Origin of the sequence: Paucibacter soli (genome assembly GCF_037482845.1) — a bacterium.
In the GTDB taxonomy this organism is placed as follows: Bacteria; Pseudomonadota; Gammaproteobacteria; order Burkholderiales; family Burkholderiaceae_C; genus Paucibacter_B; species Paucibacter_B soli.
This window is the reverse complement of record NZ_JBBHJW010000002.1, coordinates 724656-743844: the sequence shown is the minus strand read 5'-3', so window position 1 is coordinate 743844 and position 19189 is coordinate 724656. Positions and strand designations below refer to the sequence as shown.

General features: G+C 68.5%; 12 protein-coding genes. 7 read left to right on the top strand and 5 right to left on the bottom strand.

The window, feature by feature from the left end; all coding sequences use genetic code 11:
• The 7 genes from WG898_RS08075 to WG898_RS08045 all read left to right on the top strand — a co-directional run.
• On the top strand, nucleotides 1-2718 hold a 2718-nt coding region (locus WG898_RS08075; protein WP_506546823.1), incomplete at its 5' end, for an SPM autocatalytic domain-containing protein.
• Between the two features lie 88 nt (nucleotides 2719-2806).
• On the top strand, nucleotides 2807-6649 hold the full coding sequence (locus WG898_RS08070; protein ID WP_339602238.1) for an SPM autocatalytic domain-containing protein: 3843 nt from the start codon (nucleotides 2807-2809) through the stop codon (nucleotides 6647-6649).
• A 60-nt stretch (nucleotides 6650-6709) separates the two neighbouring features.
• The gene (locus WG898_RS08065) at nucleotides 6710-7519 is read left to right on the top strand and encodes a WxcM-like domain-containing protein (protein WP_339602237.1); all 810 of its coding nucleotides are present in this window, start codon (nucleotides 6710-6712) and stop codon (nucleotides 7517-7519) included.
• A 1-nt stretch (nucleotide 7520) separates the two neighbouring features.
• The gene (locus tag WG898_RS08060) at nucleotides 7521-8636 is read left to right on the top strand and encodes a DegT/DnrJ/EryC1/StrS family aminotransferase (RefSeq protein WP_339602236.1); all 1116 of its coding nucleotides are present in this window, start codon (nucleotides 7521-7523) and stop codon (nucleotides 8634-8636) included.
• Between the two features lie 17 nt (nucleotides 8637-8653).
• Nucleotides 8654-9613 carry a glycosyltransferase gene (locus WG898_RS08055; protein WP_339602235.1) on the top strand — a complete coding sequence of 320 codons (960 nt, stop codon included), beginning with the start codon at nucleotides 8654-8656 and terminating at the stop codon, nucleotides 9611-9613.
• A 15-nt stretch (nucleotides 9614-9628) separates the two neighbouring features.
• On the top strand, nucleotides 9629-10276 hold the full coding sequence (locus WG898_RS08050) for an acyltransferase (protein WP_339602234.1): 648 nt from the start codon (nucleotides 9629-9631) through the stop codon (nucleotides 10274-10276).
• Entirely contained in the window at nucleotides 10273-10752 is a 480-nt protein-coding gene (locus tag WG898_RS08045) for an acyltransferase (protein ID WP_339602233.1), read from the top strand. Before WG898_RS08050 ends, WG898_RS08045 begins: the two co-directional genes overlap by 4 nt.
• A 201-nt stretch (nucleotides 10753-10953) precedes the next feature.
• Here WG898_RS08045 and WG898_RS08040 read toward each other — a convergent pair whose 3' ends face one another.
• The 5 genes from WG898_RS08040 to WG898_RS08020 form a co-directional block, all read right to left on the bottom strand.
• Entirely contained in the window at nucleotides 10954-11919 is a 966-nt protein-coding gene (locus WG898_RS08040) for a class I SAM-dependent methyltransferase (protein ID WP_339602232.1), read from the bottom strand.
• A gap of 22 nt (nucleotides 11920-11941) precedes the next feature.
• Entirely contained in the window at nucleotides 11942-13471 is a 1530-nt protein-coding gene (locus WG898_RS08035; protein ID WP_339602231.1) for a TolC family protein, read from the bottom strand.
• 65 nt (nucleotides 13472-13536) lie between these two features.
• Entirely contained in the window at nucleotides 13537-14763 is a 1227-nt protein-coding gene (locus WG898_RS08030) for an HlyD family type I secretion periplasmic adaptor subunit (RefSeq protein WP_339602230.1), read from the bottom strand.
• 6 nt (nucleotides 14764-14769) lie between these two features.
• Nucleotides 14770-17142, bottom strand: a complete 2373-nt coding sequence (locus WG898_RS08025) for a type I secretion system permease/ATPase (RefSeq protein ID WP_339602229.1) — start codon at nucleotides 17140-17142, stop codon at nucleotides 14770-14772.
• 29 nt (nucleotides 17143-17171) lie between these two features.
• Complete coding sequence (locus WG898_RS08020) at nucleotides 17172-19064, bottom strand: O-linked N-acetylglucosamine transferase, SPINDLY family protein (protein WP_339602228.1); 1893 nt, start codon at nucleotides 19062-19064, stop codon at nucleotides 17172-17174.
• Between the last annotated feature and the right edge of the window lie 125 nt (nucleotides 19065-19189).

Below are 19189 nucleotides of genomic sequence, written 5' to 3'. Positions count from 1 at the left end.
CTGAAGGCGCTCTCGACCTCGGCCCTGCGTGCGCTGACCAGCGACCAGCTCGACGCGCTCACCAACGGCCAGCTGCAGGCCCTCACCTCCACCCAGGTAGCGGCCCTGACCACCGACCAGGTACGCGGCCTCAATACCGGCGACCTGAATGCGCTGACCTCGGATCAGTTCGCCAAGCTGACCTCGGCCCAGGTGGCCGCGATGAGCAGTGACCAGATCAGGCATCTCACTACCGAGGACCTGAACGCCCTGGGCACCGCACAGTTCGCAGCCATGAGCACCGAGCAGGTGGCGGCGCTGACCTCGGTACAGCTGCCCAAGCTGGAGTCCGCCGATCTGCGTGCGATCAGCACCGCAGCCCTGCGTGCGCTGAACTCGGATCAGATTGCCAACCTCACGAGTGACCAGATCGGCCAGCTCACCACCGGCCAGATCGGCGCGCTCACCAGCGACCATCTGCCTGGCCTGAGCACGGCCGACGTCGTGGCCCTGAGCTCGGCGCAGATCGCGGCCCTGAGCTCGGCGCAGATCGTCGATTTCTCGACCGCACAGATTGCCGCCATCGAGACGGCCGACCTGAAGTCGCTCTCGACCTCGGCACTGCGCGCCCTGACCAGCGACCAGCTCGATGCACTGAGCAATGGCCAGCTGCAGGCGCTCACCAGCGCCCAGGTGGCCGCACTCAGCACCGACCAGGTGCGCGGTCTCAACACCGGTGATCTGAACGCGCTGACCTCGGACCAGTTCGCCAAGTTCACCTCGGCCCAGGTGGCCGCGATGACGAGCGACCAGATCGGCCATCTGACGACGGAGGACCTCAACGCCCTCGGCACCGCGCAGTTCGCCGCGATGACCAGCGAGCAGGTCGCCGCCCTCACCTCGGTGCAGCTGCCCAAGCTGGAGTCGGCCGACCTGCGTGCCATCGGCACGGCAGCCCTGCAGGCGCTCAGCTCCGACCAGATCGCGGCGCTGAACTCCGACCAGATCGGCCAGCTCACCGCCAGCCAGGTGGCGGCGCTGGGTTCGACACAGATCGCCGGCCTGGCCACTGCGGACATCGTCGCGCTCAGCTCGGCCCAAGTGGCGGCGCTGACCTCGGCCCAGATAGGCGACTTCTCGACCGCGCATATCGCGGCGATCGAGACCGCCGATCTCAAGGCCCTGGGCACTGCGACCCTGCGCGCTCTCACCAGCGACCAGCTCGATGCCCTGACCAATGGCCAGTTGCAGGCGCTGACCTCCAGCCAGATCGTGGCCCTGGGTACCGACCAGATCCTGAGCCTGAACACCGCTGACCTGAATGCCTTCACCAGCGATCAGTTCAGCAAGTTCACCACGGCCCAGGTGGCGGCCTTCAGCACGGACCAGATCAACCACCTCACCACGGACGACCTGAACGCGCTGGGTACGGCACAGTTCGCGGCCCTCGCTACCGACCAGGTGATGGCACTGAGCACGCTGCAGATCAGCAATCTGGAGACCGCCGATCTGCGCGCACTCAACCCCAACTCGCTGCGGGCGCTGACCAGCGATCAGATCGATGCCCTGTCGTCCACCCAGCTGCAGTCGCTGGCGGCGCAGGTCATCCAGCTGAGCACCGATCAGCTGGCGACCATGAACACCGCTGACCTGAACGCCTTCACCTCGAGCCAGTTTGCGGTGATGACGGCCAGCCAGGTCTCGGCGCTGACGACCTTGCAGATCTCGCACCTGGAGACCGCCGATCTGCGCGCCCTCAGCACCGCGTCCATCGCGGCCCTGAGCACAGATCAGTGGGTGTCGCTGACGACCACGGAAATCTCCGTAATGGGCACCGCACAGCTGGTGGCCATGACCACGGATCACGCCGCGGCCTTCACCACCGATCAGATCCGCGCGCTGTCCAGCGTGCAGTTGGCAGCCTTCGAGACCCGCGACCTGGCGGCGCTCACGATGGCCTCCTACGACGCGATCACCAGCGACCAGATCGGCTTGCTCAGCGGGGCTCAGCTCAGTGCGCTGCTGTCCGTCACGCCGGTGGTTCTGGACCTCAACGGCGATGGCATCAGCACCGTCTCGGCTGCCGATGGTGTGCGCTTCGACATCATGGACACCGGCACGCGCGACAAGGTGGGTTGGACTGCCGGCAGCGACGGCTTGTTGGTGATGGACCGCAACCACGACGGCATCATCAACAGCGGCGCCGAGCTGTTTGGCGCGGCCACCCGCCTGGCCAACGGCCAGCGCGCCGGAGACGGCTACGCCGCCATGTCCATGGAGGACAGCAACCACGATGGCAAGCTGACGGCGGCCGACGTGCACTTCCAGGACCTGCGAGTCTGGGTGGACGCCAACCACGACGGCAAGACCGATGCCGGCGAGCTGAAGACACTGACCGAGCTCAACATCGTCGAACTGGATCTGCACGCCAAGACGGGCAGCAGCTACGACCATGGCAATCTGCTGGGTCTGGTTTCCAGCTACAAGACCGGGGATGGTGCCGACCATGCGATGGCCGACGTCTGGTTCCGCAAGGAAAAGCCGCAGGACGGCGAGGCGAGCCCGCCCACCGATGTCAAGCTGAACGATCTGTTGGCGGCGCCCAGCATGGAGGTGATGCCTGGCGGCGGCGGCATCATGACGGCGGCGCAGCACCGCGAGGCCGAACTGCATGCCCATCTCTTGCCGCTCAAGCGACCGGAGGACGACGAGAACAACAAGGGTGTGCCGCTGATCTGATGCAAGATCAGCCTGCGGAGGGCGGAGGTGGGGCCTGCGTGCACCGCCTCCGCCCGCCGCATGTCTGCAATATTGGCCACACATCGCGATGCTTGGCTCCATCACCCAGCGCCTGCTGATCCTGTTCGGCCAGGCGCCGCCCGCCGACCCCCTGGCCATCAGCGATGACCAGGCGGCCGCGCTCACCTCGACCCAGATCGCGGCGATGAGCACGGCCCAGCTGAATGCCCTGAGCGCGGTGCAGTTCGCCAACCTGACGAGTGCGCAGGTACCCGGCATCACCACCCAGCAGATGGCGGCACTGCAGACGCGCGACCTGGCCTCGCTCAGCACCGCCAATCTGCAACTGCTCTCCAGCGCCCATATCAACGCCCTCACCTCGGCGCAGACGCCGGCACTCACCGCCTTCCAGGTGGCGGCGCTCACCACCCAGCAGATCGCCAAGCTCGGCACGGCCGACCTGAACGCCTTCACCAGCAAGCAGTTCGCGGCCTTCACCAGCAGCCAGGTGCTGGCCTTCAGCAGCGCCCAGCTGGGCGCGCTGGAAACCGCCGATCTCGCCACCCTGACGACCCAGGTGATGGCCAGCCTGACGACGGCACAGATCGTGGGCCTGGGCACGGCGCAGTTTGCCGCGCTGAGCAGCGCACAGCTGGCGAGCCTGAGCAGCGGCCAGATCGCCGCGATCGAGACGCGCGACATCGCCAAGCTCAGCAGCCAGGGGCTCAGGGCCTTGTCGCCCGAGCAGCTGGACGCCCTCGGCAGCGCGCAGATGCGCGCGCTTTCCGCGGCCCAGCTGGAGGGCTTGAGTTCGACCCAGCTGCAATCGTTCAACAGCCTGCAAATCGCGGCCATCAGCAGCCAGCAGCTTGGCAAACTCGCACCCGAGACGCTCAACGCGCTCAGCAGCGAACAATTCGCTGCTCTCACCAGCGCGCAGGTGGCGGGCCTCTCCACGGCCCAGATCGCGGCGCTGCAACTGGAAGACCTGGCGGCCCTGAGCACCAGCGCCATCAAGGCCCTGGGCAGCGCCGCGATGGCGGCCATCAGCCCGGCGGGCATCGCCGCGCTCACCAGCGAGCAGTTCGCTACCTTGAGTTCGGCGCAGACCAGCAAACTCAGCGCCAGCCAGATCGCGGCGATCGAAACCGCCGATCTGGCCCAGCTCGGCAGCGCCGCGCTGCGCGCGCTGGCGACCCAGCAGCTCGGAGGGCTGACGCCCGAGCAACTGCAGTCGCTGAGCAGCCTCCAGGTGAGCGCGCTCACCACCGCCCAGCTGGCGGCGCTCAGCAGTGCCCAGCTGAATGCGCTGGACAGCAGCCAGTTCGCCGCACTTGCTTCGGCCCAGGTGGCGGCGCTGCGTCCGGATCAGATCGCCAAACTGGAGCTGCAGGACCTCGCCGCGCTCAGCACCGCGGGCATCAAGGCCATGGGCACCCAGGCCATCGCCGCCCTGCAGCCGCAACAGATCGCCGCCCTCACCTCCGAGCAGTTCGGCGCCTTCGGATCGGGCCAGATGGCGGCGCTGAAGGCCTCGCAGATCGCCGCCATCGAGACCCAGGACCTGGTGGCCCTGGGCACGGCCGCGATCCGCGGCTTTGCCGACTCGCAGCTGCAAGGCCTGACCCCCGCGCAGATCGCGGCCCTCACCCCGGCCCAGGTGGCGGCCTTCAGCAACCATCAGCTGGCGGCCCTGAGCACGCAGGCGCTCAACGGCCTCAGCACCACGCAGTTCGCCGCGCTCACGAGCGCCCAGCTGGCGGCGCTGACGCCGCAGCAGATCGGCAAGCTGGAGACCGCCGACGTGGCGGCCATCAGCAGCAGCGCACTCAAGGGGCTGGCCAGCGCCGGCATTGCCGCGCTCAGCAGCGCCGCCATCGTGGCCCTGAGCACCGAACAGTTTGCGGCCCTGAGCACGGCACAGGTCGTGGCGCTGAGTTCCAGCCAGATCGCCGCGATCCAGACCCAGGACATCGCGGCCATTTCCACCGCCGCCTTCAAGGCCCTGACGCCGGCCCAGTTCGCAGCCCTGAGCAGCGCGCAGCTGGGCGCCCTCTCGCCCGGTCAGGTGGCGCTGCTGAGCAGCGCCCAGCTCGGCGCGCTCGCCACCCAAGTGCTCAACTCGCTGGGCACGGCCCAGTTCGCCGCGCTCAGCAGCGCGCAGCTGTCCGGGCTCAAGCCCGCGCAGATCGCCGCGCTGGAGAGCGCCGACCTGGCGGCCATCAGCAGCAGCGGCATACGCGGCTTCAGCGCCAGCATGCTGGGCGGTCTCTCCACGGCCGCCATCGTGGCGCTGGGCAGCCATCAATTCGCCGCGCTCACCTCGGCCCAGGTGGCCGGCTTCAGCAGCAGCCAGATCGCGGCGATCGAGACGCGCGACATCGGCGCGCTCGCCACGGCCGCCTTCAAGGCGCTGACGCCAGCGCAGTTCGAGGGACTGGGCTCGGCCCAGATCGCGGCCCTGGTGCCGGCGCAGATCGCCCTGCTCGGTTCCGGCCAGCTCGCGGCGCTCTCGACCCAGGCGCTGAACGCCCTGGGCACGGCGCAGTTCGCCGCGCTCGGCAGCGCCCAGGTGGCGGGCCTGAGCACCACCCAGATTGCCGCACTGGAAACCGCCGACCTGGCGGCGCTGAGCAGCAGCGCGATCCGCGGCCTGAGCGCCAGCGCCTTCGCCGGGCTCAGCAGCGCCGCCATCGTCGCGCTCAGCACCCAGCAATTCGCCAACCTCACCACCGCGCAGGTGGCGGCGCTGCAATCGCAGCAGATCGCGGCGATCGAGACGCGCGACCTGGCGGTGCTCTCCAGCGCCTCGCTGCGCGCGCTCGCGCCCGAGCAGCTGGCCGGCCTCAGCACCACGCAGATCGCCGCGCTGACGCCCGCCCAGGTCGGCTCGCTCACCAATGCCCAGGTGGCGGGCCTGTCCACCGAGGACCTCAATGCCCTCAGCACGGCGCAGTTCGCGCGCCTGTCCACCGCGCATATCGCCAGCCTGGTCAACGAGCAGGTGGCGTCGATCAGCACCAGCCTGTTCGCGAGCCTCAGCACCGCCCAGGTCAGCGCCTTCACCACCGCCCAGATCCGTTCTATCAGCACCGCCGACATCGTGGCCCTCACCACCGCCCAGATCCCCGGCCTGCAGGTGGAGGACATCGCGGCGATGAGCACGGCCCAGATCGCGGCCTTCGAGACCAGCGACATCGGCGTCATGTCGGGCGCGCAGCTGAGCGCCTATTTCCTCGCCACCCCGGTGATGCTGGACCTGAACGGCGACGGCGTGCGCACCCTGGCCGCCGCCCAGGGCGTGCATTTCGACCTGAATGCCAGCGGCCAGCACGGACGGGTGGCCTGGGTGGCGCCCAGTGATGGCCTGCTGGCGATGGACCGCAACCACGACGGCCGCATCAACGACGGCAGCGAGCTGTTCGGCAGCGCCACCCGCCTGCCCGACGGCAGCCGCGCGCGCGACGGCTTTGCCGCCATGGCGGCGCTGGACAGCAACCACGACGGCAAGCTCAGCGCCGCCGACGCCGAATTCAAGAACCTGCGCGTCTGGATCGATGCCAACAGCAATGGCCAGAGCGACCCGGGCGAACTCAAGACCCTGGCCGAACTGGGCATCACCGAGCTGGACCTGCAGGCGCACGCCGGCAAGGAGATCGACCATGGCAATCTGCTGGGCCTCACCGCCAGCTACCGGCGCGAGGATGGCAGCAGCGCGGCGCTGGCCGACGTCTGGCTCACCGGCGAGGGCACGCGCAGCGCCCATGCCAATCTGCCGCCGCTGACCGAGTTGCTGGCCCCGGCCGCGCCCTTTACGCCCGAGGCGCCGCGCCCGATGCCGGAACGGCATGCCGACGGCCCTACGGCGCTGCACGGCCACACGCACCAGAGCTGGCGCGATGAGGGCTGGCAGCAACTGCCGCTGATTTAGCCAGGAAAGCCCGCGCGTCTCCCCGGGCTCGGCCCCAAACCCTGTGCTCTACTCTTGGCCATGAGCCAGATTGATCCGCGCGCCCATCTCGACCCCAGCGCAAGCCTGGCGCCCGGCTGCGTGCTGCGCAGCGGTGCCTATGTGGGCGCCGGTGTGACGCTCGAAGCCGGCGTGCAGCTCGATGCCAACGCCGCCCTGGTGGACTGCGAGGCCGGCCAGGCGACCCGGCTGTGCCAGGGCGTGCGCGTCGGCGCGAATGCCACCGTGCTGGCCGGCGTGGTGATCGCGGCCAAGGCCGTGGTGCGACCGGGCGCGGTGGTGACGCGCGCGGTGCCGCCCAATGCCATCGTCGAGGGCAACCCGGCCAGCATCGTCGGCTATGTCGACACCTTGCACGAGGCTGGGCCGGCGCCCGGCAGCGGCCCGTCCAGTGTCGAGGCCACCAGCGTGCGCGGCGTCAGCGTGCACCAGTTCCCCATCGTGCCCGACATGCGCGGCAACCTCACGGTGGGCGAGTTCGAGCGCCAGATTCCCTTCACGCCCAAGCGCTATTTCATGGTGTTCGGCGTGCCCAGCCGCGAGATCCGCGGCGAACATGCGCATCGCCGCTGTCACCAGTTCCTGATCTGCCTGCGCGGCAGCTGCTCGGTGGTGGCCGACGACGGCGAGCGCAAGGTCGAGGTGGAGCTGAACGCACCGAATCGCGGCCTCTACCTGCCCCCGATGACCTGGGGCATCCAGTACAAGCACACGCCCGACGCGCTGCTGATGGTGTTTGCCTCCGATTACTACGACGCCGCCGACTACATCCGCGATTACGCGGACTTCCTGCAAGCCGTTCAAGCAGCAGAAGACGAAGAAGAAAACTGATATGCCCGTTCCCTTTCTCGACCTCAAGCAGATCAACCTGGCGCACAAAGAGGCGCTGATGCAGGCCTTCGAGCGCGTGCTCGATTCGGGCTGGTTCATCATGGGCGAAGAGCTCAAGCGCTTCGAACAGGCGTATGCCGACTACTGCGGCGCGCGCCATTGCGTGGGCGTGGCCAACGGCCTGGATGCGCTGGCGCTGTCGCTGCGCGCCATGGACATAGGCCCGGGCGACGAGGTCATCGTGCCCTCCAACACCTATATCGCCAGCTGGCTGGCCGTGACCCATGCGGGCGCCACGCCGGTACCGGTGGAGCCCGACCAGGCTACCTTCAATATCGACCCGGCGCGCATCCGGGCCGCCATCACGCCGCGCACCCGTGCCATCATGCCGGTGCATCTGTACGGCCAGCCGGCCGATCTGGACCCCATCCTTGAGCTGGCCCAGCGCCACCGCCTGCGCGTGCTGGAGGACGGCGCCCAGGCCCATGGCGCGCGCTACCGGGGCCAGCGCCTGGGCGGCCATGGCGACGCCGTGGCCTGGAGCTTCTACCCCGGCAAGAATCTCGGCGCCCTGGGCGATGGCGGCGCCATCACCACCAACGATGCGGCCCTGGCCGAGCGCCTGCGCGCGCTGCGCAACTACGGTTCCAAGCGCAAGTACCACAACAAGGTGATCGGTTTCAACTCGCGCCTGGACGAGCTCCAGGCCGCCCTGCTGAACGCCAAGCTGCACGCGCTGGAGGCCGAGAACGAGAAGCGCGCGGCGGTGGCGGCCCAGTATCTGACTGGTCTGGCCGGCCTGACCGGCCGGGGCCTGGGCCTGCCCCGGGTGCCCGACTACGCCGAGCCGGCCTGGCATCTGTTCGTGGTGCGGCATGCGCAGCGCGACCTGCTGGCCCTGCGCCTGGCCGAGGCTGGCATTGCCACGGTGATCCATTACCCGGTGGCGCCGCATCTGCAGCCCGCCTATGCCTTCATGGAGAGGGGCCCGGGCAGCTATCCGATCTCCGAGGCCATGCACCACGAGGTGCTGAGCCTGCCGATCGGCCCGACCCAGACCGAGGCCGAAACGCGCGAGGTGATCGCGGCGCTGAAGCAGACCCTGGCCGGGCTCTGAAGGCAAGACCCGGCACCATGGACATCACCACCCTGATCCCGGCCTACAAGCCCAAATACGTGCGCGAGCTGCTGGCCTGCCTGCGCCACCAGACCTACCCTTCCAAGCGCATCCTGATCTCGGACGACAGCCCGAATGGCGAGTTCCGCCAGGAACTCATGTCCGAGGCCCACCAGGGGCTGCGCCAGCGCCTGCCCATCGAGGTGATCGAGGGGCCGCGCCAGGGCGCCTACGCCAACGTCAAGCACCTGATACGCCAATGGAATGGCAGCTCCGAGCTGGTGCATCTGCTGTTCGACGACGACGTCATCTACCCCGAGTTCTACCAGCGCCATCTGGTTACCCATGCCTCGGCCGAGCTCTCCTGCAGCATCAGCCGGCGCTGGACCGCCAACGAGAACGGCCTGCCCCTGGTGGTGGGCCTGCCGGTGCCGCCGCAGGTGTCGCAGCACCCGAACCGCCTGCTGATGCTGGACAGCGATGTGGTCTTCATGACCACGGTGGCCAAGTGCGAGAACTGGTTCGGCGAGTTTTCCAATGCGGTGCTGCGCGCCGGCAGCTGCGAGCTGCTGCTCAGGCCCGAGCTGGGCGGCGTGTCCTATGCAGGCATCTGGGACCTGGGCTTTTTCGTCAACGCCAGCCTGCGCGGCCCCGTCGGTTTCATCCAGGATCATCTGGGCTTCTTCCGCGTCGGCGGCAGCGGCAATTCGGCCGACCGCATGGGCCCCTTCATGAAGGGCGCCTTCCTGGGCTACACCGCCATGGCGCTGGGCGCGCACCGGCTGGGCCGCCTCTCGCGCGAGCAATTGCTGGCCTGCTACCGCGTCATCGGCCCCTCGCTGCAGCTGGACTACGCGGAACAGGCCGATATGCAGGAGTTCCTGCGCATCCTGCCGGCGCTGGCGCGCGAGGAGGCGGGTGCCGAAGAACGCTTCATCCAGGCCTGGACCGAGTTCCAGACCACCCATCGCTTCTGAGCGTCAGTGCGCAGCATGGCACTCAAGCTGGAACGCTACCAGGCCCTGATCAGCGGCACCGAGCCCGGGCGCCTGGAGGCCATGGTGCGCGGCCTGCTGGTGCACTACTTCTTCCATGTCTCCAACAAGGCCATCGTCGAGGTGCTGACCGAGTCGCCCACGGCGCCACGCCGTGTGAACCTGCTCACGCCCACGCTCTTCAAGGGCCATGGCCGCATCCGCCTGGCGCCCGATGTGGTGTTTGGCGTGCCGCTCTCGCCCGGCAGCTATGGCTGCAGCTATGTGGAGGCACGCACGCCCGGTGCGCTGATCGAGATCGGCGCCGGCACGACGATCAACAACCGCGCCATGCTGCTCTCCGAGGGCGCCGGCATACGCATAGGGAAACGCTGCCTGATAGGCACCGATCTGCAAGTGATGGACACCAACGCGCACGAGCTGCCGGTGGCGCGCCGCCAGATGGCCGACCAGCGCCCGCTGGCGGTGGAGATAGGTGACGACGTCTTCATTGGCTCGAGCGTCATCATCCTCAAGGGCGCGCGCATAGGCGCGGGCTGCATCATCTCGGCCGGCACGGTGGTCACGCCGAAGTTCCAGGCGCCGCCCAACAGCATCATCGCCGGCAACCCCTGCCGCATCGTCGGCCAAGTACCCACCGAATGAACGAGCAAGCCCCCCAAATTCATCCCCTCGCCGATGTGCAGAGCAGCCAGATCGGCGCCGGCACACGCATTTGGCAGTTCACCGTGGTGCTGGCCGGCGCGCGCATAGGCCGCGACTGCAACCTCAACGCCCAGGTGTTTGTCGAAAACGATGTGATCGTGGGCGACCGCGTCACCGTCAAATGCGGCGTGCAGCTGTGGGACGGCATCACGGTGGAGGACGATGTCTTCATCGGCCCCAACGTCGCCTTTACCAACGACCGTTACCCCCGCTCCAAGCAATACCCCGAGGCCTTCCAGCGCACCCTTATCAAGGCCGGCGCCTCGATCGGCGCCAACGCCACCGTGCTGGGCGGCCTGACCATAGGCGCCGGCGCGATGATAGGCGCGGGCAGCGTGGTCACCAAGGATGTGCCGGATGGGGAGTTGTGGGTTGGTAATCCGGCGCGCAGCCGAGGGCCGGTGACGCCTCGCTGACCTCTTGGGTTCGCGGGCATGCCCGCGTGTTCACGAACTGCCACGCAGGCTGGCAGCACCCTGGGCGCGCGCGCGCAGCGGTGTTGGCAAAGCCCTGCGCAGCCGGGCCGCAGCGGCCACCCGCCCAGGGCTTTGCCGTCCGCCCCTCCCCGCCTTCGCTGAAGGCTGAGCGGGCAGGCTTCGCCGACGACCCGCCGCCGTTCAGTACATATCCGACAAATGCAGGAACTGCGAGTTCCTGGAGTCGTCCACGCTGGCGACGATGCGGGCCGGGTCCATGATGTGGTCCATCAGCGTGATGCCGGTGGCGTCGGTGGCCGCATTGGCACGGTCATGGTCGCCGCGGTAGGAGATGCTGGAGACCGGCTGCTTGGCCATCATCTCGCGGTTGCACAGCGCCAGGTATTCCCAGGAGGCGATATGGGTGCGCGCCGCCCAGGGGTCGGGGTAGTTGGGCGTCGTGGCCTCGTCGACCGCGCGGCACACCACCGACATATAGCCGCTGTCCTGGCCGGGCACATAATTGTGCGGGTTCACGGGTGAGTGCGGCAGGTAAAGGAAATCCAGCGGCACCAGGTTGAAGTAGCGCAGCAGGTATTCGAGCATGGGCACCGAGTGGTACCAGAAGGTATTCGTTTCGGTCTGCAGCTTGCCGGCGTTGTTGAACTCCAGGCTGTAGCCCTCGCGCCGCATCACATTGGTGGAGACCACCATCAGCCCGCCCTTCTTCAGCAGTGGCCGTATGCCGGCCAGCACATGCAGGGGCGAGTAGACGTGGTAGAGCACGCCCGAGAGATTGATGAAGTCGAAGCCGCCATGGTCCTTGAGCTTGGCACTCAGGTCATAGAGCAGGCCCACCTGCTGGAAGTCGAAGTTCACGCCGTAGACCTGGCGCAGCACGTCCATCTTCTTCTGGCAATGCGGGATCGCATCGGTGGCCAGCACCTTCTTCGCACCCTGGCGGCACATCAGCGTGGGGATCAGGCCCTCCATGCTGCCGATGTCCAGGCAGTCCATGCCGCGCAGATTGCAGTTGCGCAGCATCATGCGCGGCAGCATGGGCGTCTGCGGCGTGTCCACGCCCCTGGCCATCACACCGGGCGCCAGCTCGACGCTGTAATACCACCAGTCGTTCAGCACCGAGGCGATCAGTTCTGCATTGTCCAAGGCTTGCTCCTCTGCTTGTCGTTCAGCGCAGGCTGGCGCCGACGCCGCGGCCCATCGACCACATCATCGCCACCACCTGCTGGGTATCGTAGAGCGCGCTGACATGGGCCACGCGCATGCCGTAGTAGTCGCCCTCGGCGGCCATCACGTCGAACAGCGAGCGCCGGCCCAGCTGCTGCCATTGCTGCAGCGTGGAGGCGCGCACGCGGTCGCTGTTGCGCAGGATCTCGACGACGCGGCGCGCGCGGTCCAGCGAGGCGGCGGCGGCGTCGTTCATCTCGATCAGGCGATAACGCTTGGCCTCGATGGCCTCGTCGCGCTGCAGCGCTGCCGCCTCGGCGCGGCGCTGCGCGGCGCTCAGGGTATGGTCGGCGCCGGGCTGCAGCAGGGGGATGTTGACGGACACGCCGCCGGCCCAGTCGGTGGACCGGCCCTGCCCGCCCACGGCCGCGCCGATCACGCTCAGATTCACGCTGGGCTTCTGGCCGGCGCGCACCGATTCGGCATAGCTGCGCTGTGCCTGCGCCTGCGCGCTGGCCTGGGCCACGTCGGGCGCGTCGAGGATGTCGCGCTCCAGCTCGGCCAGGTCGGGCAGCTTGGTCAGCACCACGCTCATGCTGGCGCTGGCGGGCAGCTGGTCGCCCACCAGGCGGCGCATGCGCACCTCGGTCTGGCGCAGCGTGGTGAGGTTCTGTTCATAGGCCAGCTCGGCCTGCTGCAGGCTCTTCTGCGCCTGCACCAGCTCGCTGGCGCGGCCACGGTCGGCCTTGGTGATGATCTCCAGCGCGTCCACCAGGCAGGCCATCTTGCGTGCGTACTGCTTGTAGATCTGGCCCACCAGCAGGTAGCGGCTGCGCTCCAGCGCCAGCGAGACGGTCTGCAGCGCCAGCTGCTCCTCCACACTGCTCTGGCCCAGGCGCGCGGCCTCGGCCAGCGCGACGCGCCACTCGGTGAGCTTCTCGACCCGGCCCGCGTCATACAGCGGGTAGATCACATTCAGGTTCAGGCGCCCCTGCCCGCCCTTGGTCTGCTCCACGCCGCGCACCGAGCTCTGCACGCCATTGAGCATGCCCGCCACGCTGGCGCTGGGCATGGCGCCGGCCTTGGCCTCGCGGATCTCGGCGTCGGCGGCCTCGCGCAGCAGGCGCATCGCGCCCACCGTGCGGCTGCGCTCGCGCGCCGCGTCCATCAGGCTCAGCAGCTGCGCACGCGGGTCGCTGTCGCTGATCTCCAGGGTGTCGTTGCTGCGAGCGCTGGCTGACGGTACGGCATCGTCCTCGTTGCAGCGGCTGGGCGGTACGGGCGGCACGAGCGGGCTTGCGCTGGGCACGGTTGCCGTTTTGCGCATGCCGGGCGCGGTGGCCGTCGGTGTCGCTTGCTTGACGGGCTCAGCGGTCTTGATGGGTTGCAGGGCACCATCGGCACCGGGCGGGTTCTGTTGTGCCCTTGCGCCGCGCGGCGCGGCAGCGGCCTGGCCCAGCAGCATGGCGGCTGCCAATACCAGCAGGCCGGCGCGCCATTTCGCTTGAGTAGAAGAGTACTTGCTCGACATGAGCCGTACTACATCACAGGGTGGCAAAACTTAAGCGCCAAACAAGCGCCCTTGCGCGGCGCAAATCAGCGCTCGCGCAGCGCTTCCTGCGACTTCATCATCGGCCGCAGCAGATAGCTCAGCACGGTGCGTTCGCCGGTACGTATCTCCACCTGCGCGGTCATGCCCGGTATCACCGGCAGGGTCTTGCCCTTGAAGTGCAGGTTGTTGCGCTCGGCCGCAACGATGGCGCGGTAATAGCTGCCGTCGCCGCTCTTGTCGGCGCCGTCGCTGATGGCATCGGGGCTGATGACCTCGATCTTGCCCTCCAGCCCGCCGTAGACATTGAAGTCGTAGCCGGTGAGCTTGACCTCGGCGGTCTGGCCCACGCGCACAAAGCCCACATCGCGCGGCTTGATGCGCGCCTCCACCAGCACGCGCGGCCCCAGCGGCACGATCTCCATGATGGGCGCGCCGCCGGTGACGATGCCGCCCACGGTGTTGATGCGGATGTTCTTGACCATGCCCTTGACCGGCGAGCGCAGCACGGTGCGGCTCATCGCGTCGTGGCGCACCACCATCTGCTCGTCCACCTGGGCCAGCTCGGTCTTGGCGCGCACCAGCTCGCTGCTGGCCTCTTGGCGGAAGCGGCTGATGCGTTCGGCGCGCTGCTGATGCAGCTCGTTGACCTGGCGGGTCAGGCGCATCACCTCGACGTCCGACATCAGGCCACGCGTGGCCATGTCCTGGGCCATGCGCTGCTCGCGCTCCACCAGGCCAGCGCTGCGGTTGATGCTGCTCACCGCCTCGTCAACCAGGCGGCGCCGCGCCTCGAAGGCCTCGGTCTCGGCCTGGGCGATGGCCGGCAGGGCCTGCACCTCGGGCGGGAAGCTCAAGGGCCGCCCATAGGCCTCGGCCTGCAGGCGCGAGACCTGGGCCAAGAGCGCCACGCGCTTGGCCTGGCCCTCGTTTTGCTGCGCCTCGACGCGCGTGGGGTCCAGCTGGGCCAGCTCCTGGCCGGCCTCGACCTGCATGCCCTCGCGCACCAGCAGCTGCTGCAGGATGCCGCTTTCCAGGCTGGCGATGATTTGCTCGCGCCCGTCGGGCACCACCTTGCCGTCGCTGCGCGTGATCTCGTCGACGCGCGCCACCGAGGCCCAGGCGATCGCCGTCACCACCACCACCAGCATCAGGTAAATGGCCCAGGTGGCGCGTGGCAGGGGCTCGTTGATCTGCGCGCTCACCGCCGCCGAGACGAACATCGCCTCCTCGGGGCGCAGCGCCAGTTCCTTGGACTTAGCGGGCTTGGCCATAGTTCGTCAAAGCGAAGCGGAACGCTGCACCGGCTGGGTGGCCGGATGCATATGCAGATTGGAGGCGGCCGCACCGTCGCCGGCGGCGGCCGGTGTCGGCTTGACACCCGAGAGCGCGGCCAGCACCTGGTCGCGCGGGCCGTCCACCACCAGGCGGCCGGCGTCGATCACCATCACGCGCTGCACCAGCTCCAGCACCGCCGGCCGGTGCGTCACCACGATCAGGGTGCAGGCGCCGGCGGCGTCGCGCAGCTGGCGCAAAAAGGCCATCTCGGACTGCGCGTCCATCGAGCTGGTGGGCTCGTCCATCAGCAGGATCTGCGGCTTGGTCACGAGGCTGCGCGCCAGCGCCACCAGCTGGCGTTGGCCGCCCGACAGCAGGCCGCCCATCTCGCCCACCGGCAGATCCCAGCCGAGCGGATGCGCGGCCACCACGCGGTCCAGGCCGGTGAGCTTGGCCACCTCGACCAGGTGCGAGGCATCCAGGTGGGCGCGGCCCATCAGCACGTTGTCGCGCAGCGTGCCATGGAACAGGCGCGGCTCCTGCGAAACAAAACCGACGCGGGCGCGGAACTCGGCCGGGTCGATCTGGCGCAGGTCGATGCCATCCACCTCCACCATGCCCTCGGTGGGTTGGTAAAGCCCGGCCAGCAGGCGCAGTATGGTGCTCTTGCCGCTGCCGATGCGACCCAGCACGGCCACGCGCTCGCCCGGCTCGATCTTCAGGCTCACGCCCCTGAGCACCTTGGGCGAGGCCAGCTGGCCCACCGGCGGGTAGGCGAAACCGACCTCGTGCAGGCCGAGGCGACCGTTCAGCTTGCTGAGCGGCACATAGTTGCGGCTGGCCTCGCGCTCGGCGGGCGCGTTCATCATCTGGTCCAGCGAAATCATCGCGTTGCGCGCGCCCTGGTAGCGCGAGGCCAGCGCCACCAGGCTGCCTAGCGGCGCGAGTGCGCGGCCGGCAAACATCACCGCGCCGATCAGGGCGCCCGAGGTGATCTCGCCGTCCTTGATCAGGTAGACGCCCCATACCAGCATCACCAGGGTGATGGCCTGCTGCAGGCTGGCGGAGATGTTGCCGCTCCAGCTGGTGAGGTAGCGCGCGCGCAGCGAGGAGGCGGCGGCGATCGACAGTCCGTTTTCATAGCGGCGCAGGAAGCGGCCCTCGGCGCCCGAGGTCTTGAGGTCTTCCAGGCCCTCGATCGCCTCCACCAGGGTGCCGTGCAGATCGGCCATCTCGGCCATATTGGTGTGCATGGCCTTGCGCAAGACCCCCTGGATGGCGATGTTGACCGCGATCACCATCGGGATCACGAACACCAGCACCCAGCCCAGCGGCCCGCCGATCACAAAGGTCATGGCCACGAACACCAGCACGAAGGGCAGGTCCGAGAGCGCCGACATGGTGGCCGAGGTGAAGAAGTCGCGCACCACCTCCACCTGAGCCAGGTAATGTGCGTAGGAGCCGGCCGACTGCGGCTTGTGCTCCATGCGTACGCCCAGGGTCTGGCGAAACAGCTTGGAGCCGATGATGAGGTCGGCCTTGCGGCCCGCCAGGTCGATCAGATAGCTGCGCAGCTGGCGTGCCACCAGGTCGAACACCAGCGCAATGGCCGCGCCTATCGCCAGGGTCCACAGCGTCACCGTGGCCTGGTGCGGGATCACCTTGTCGTAGATCACCGAGGTCACCAGGCCCGACACCAGCATCAGCACATTGCTGAGCAGGGCCGCCAGCATGGCGGCGCGGTAATAGGGCATGAAGCGCTTGAGCGTGCCCCACAGCCAATGCTGGCTCATCGGCGGCAGCAAGGCATCGCTGCGCTGCTGGGCCTGGGATTGCTCCTGCGGCGTCACCGCAATCATGAAGCCGCTGTATTCGGGCTCCAGCTCGGCCAGGCTGGCGGTGCAGGACTGGGCCTGCTCGCCCGGAAACACCACCTCGAAGCGCGGCTGGCCGCCGGCCTCGGCATCCAGATGCTTGACCAGCAGGCAGGCATCGCCCTCCTTGAGCAGCAGCACCGCGGGCAGCAGCAAGGGGCTGATGTCCTCGATCGGCTTGCGCAGAAGGCCGGCGTTGTAGCCGGCCTCGCGCATCATGCGCAAGGCCTGGCTGGGTGCCAGCGCGCCCTCCACCGGCATGCCGGCGCGCAGCGATTCGGGCGAGCGCGCGCGGCCATGGTGGCGCGTCAGCCAGGCCAAGGCCGCCAGCAAGGGGTCGACGTTCAGGTCGGCACGCTCGTCCAGCAAGGGATCGGCGGCATGGCCGGCTTGGCCGGCATCGGGCGGCTCGGGCGCCGGATCGGCCAGGCGCAGGTTGGGCTGCGGAGGGCGCGCACCGCGCGGGCCACCGTCGAAGAAGGGATCGTTGCGTTGTGTCACCGATCAACCCATTCCTGCTCGCTGGCGGCTCAGCCGCCCTGACGCTGGCGGGCCGCCAGTGCCATGGTTTCGAATTGCGCTTCCAGATCGCGCACCATGCCGGGAATATCGAACAGCGGCGAGGCATGGCCATGCTCTTCGAGATAGCGCCGGTAGGAGGCGGCACGCGCCGGCTGCTGGCCGATCTGGATGGCGCGCTGCTCGTACTCTGCCAAAGAATAGGTCACCAGGTCGGGCAGGCCCACATTCGTCAGCAGGCTGCCGGCCATGCGCGAGATATAGCTGCGGCCGGCGCGCGTCAGCATCGGCGTGTTCATCCACAGGCAGTCGCTGGCGGTGGTGCCGGCGTTGTAGGGGAAGGTGTCCAGCACCAGGTCGGCCAGCACGAAGCGCGCCAGATACTCGGGCGGCGCCACGCGCGGCGCAAAGATCAGGCGCTCCTCGCCCACGCCGTATTCGGCGGCAACGCGCAGCATATTGGCCTTGGCCCAGGGGTTGTCGGCCAGCAGCCACAGCACGCTGCCCCGCACCGCCGACAGCACCCGCATCCAGCAGCGGAACATCTCCTCGCTGAACTTGTGGTTGTTGTTGAAGGAGCAGAACACAAAGCCATCGTCCGGCAGGCCGTACTGGGCACGCGTGGGGCGCGCGCCGATGAGGCGCTGGCGATCGCTGACCTGGTAGCAATGCGGCAGGTAGATGGGTTTCTCGGTGCAGTAGGGCAGATAGTCCTCGGGCATCGCGAAGCGGTCGGCGATGATCCAGTCCACCCCCGGGATCGCCGAGGTGGCGGGCAGGCCCAGGTAGCTGACCTGGATGGGCGCGGGCCGCTGCACCAGGATGTTGGGGCGCGCGCCATTGGTGAGGCCCTGCAGGTCCACCAGGATGTCGATGCCGGCCTCGGCGATCAGGCGCGCGGCCGTCTGGTCGTCCACGCCGGCCAGGCGCACATGCCGGTCCATGGCCTTGAGGATGCGGGCGCGCTGCGCGCTGCCGTCCTCGCGGCTCCAGCAAAAGGCCGTGACCTCGAAGCGCGCGCGGTCGTGCAGCTCGAACAGCTCGGGCGTCAAAAGCCCCACCGCATGCATGCAGAGGTCGCCCGAGAGATAACCGATCTTGATCTTGCCGCTGCGCGGCTGGGCGGCGGCGGCCGTCTCGTGCAGCGGCCGGCCCTTGTAGGCCAGCACCTTCTCGTGCACGAAGCGCTGCGCAATCATCAGCTGCACGGCCGGATCGTCGCTGGCGCTGAGCGTGGCCAGCAAGGAGGTGCTGCGCAGCAGCTGGTTGTGCGTGACCTCGCCCACCGGCTGGTAGACCGGCCAGTCGCATTGCTTCTGGCGGATATGCACATAGTGCTGCAGCACATCGGATTGATCGGCCTTGAGTAGCAGGCTCTGGCGCATGCAGGCCTGCGATTCGTCATAGCGGCGCTGCTCTTCGAGCAGCCGCGCCATATTGTTGAGTGCATGCAGGCGCAGGCTCAACACATCCACGCCCATGGTCTCGAACGGGGCTTGCAGCTCCACCACCGCGCGCCAGCAGGCCAGCGCCTCGTCGATGCAGCCCAGATGCTCGCGCTGGTGGCCCAGGTTCAGCTGTGCCTGGGCAAAGCCGGGCTTGAGCTGCAGCGCCATCAGATAGGCCTGCTCGGCCTCGGCGGCGCGCCGCAGCGCACCCAGGATGGTGCCCCAGTTGTAGCAGGCCAGGGGCTTCAATGGCGAATCGTTGGCGGCGATCCAGGCCTGGTAGAGCTGGGCCGCAGGCTCCAGCTGGCCGGCCTGCTGCCAGGCGCTGGCGGCGTCCATCACCTCCGCCAGGCCCAGCTGACCCGGCTTGCCGGCGCGCGCGATCAGCTCCGCCTTGGCGGCGGCCTGGGCTTCGGAGGCGGTCAGGGTCTTGAGATCGGGCTGGGACATGTCCATGACGGAAGCACCGGCAATAGGTAAACAAGGGGCACGCGAACCCGCAGGGTCCACGGCGATGTTGGCCAATCGTAGCCTCGCACCCCGCGCCGCGGCCGCCGATTAGCCGCCTCAATCCCGCCCTG

What these genes read in the sequence shown, in the direction of transcription:
- WG898_RS08070 (WP_339602238.1), top strand. Translation starts at nt 2,807, where the DNA reads ATGCTTGGCTCCATCACCCAGCGCCTGCTGATCCTGTTCGGCCAGGCG.
- WG898_RS08065 (WP_339602237.1), top strand. Translation starts at nt 6,710, where the DNA reads ATGAGCCAGATTGATCCGCGCGCCCATCTCGACCCCAGCGCAAGCCTG.
- WG898_RS08060 (WP_339602236.1), top strand. Translation starts at nt 7,521, where the DNA reads ATGCCCGTTCCCTTTCTCGACCTCAAGCAGATCAACCTGGCGCACAAA.
- WG898_RS08055 (WP_339602235.1), top strand. Translation starts at nt 8,654, where the DNA reads ATGGACATCACCACCCTGATCCCGGCCTACAAGCCCAAATACGTGCGC.
- WG898_RS08050 (WP_339602234.1), top strand. Translation starts at nt 9,629, where the DNA reads ATGGCACTCAAGCTGGAACGCTACCAGGCCCTGATCAGCGGCACCGAG.
- WG898_RS08045 (WP_339602233.1), top strand. Translation starts at nt 10,273, where the DNA reads ATGAACGAGCAAGCCCCCCAAATTCATCCCCTCGCCGATGTGCAGAGC.
- WG898_RS08035 (WP_339602231.1), bottom strand. Translation starts at nt 13,471, where the DNA reads ATGTCGAGCAAGTACTCTTCTACTCAAGCGAAATGGCGCGCCGGCCTG.
- WG898_RS08030 (WP_339602230.1), bottom strand. Translation starts at nt 14,763, where the DNA reads ATGGCCAAGCCCGCTAAGTCCAAGGAACTGGCGCTGCGCCCCGAGGAG.
- WG898_RS08020 (WP_339602228.1), bottom strand. Translation starts at nt 19,064, where the DNA reads ATGGACATGTCCCAGCCCGATCTCAAGACCCTGACCGCCTCCGAAGCC.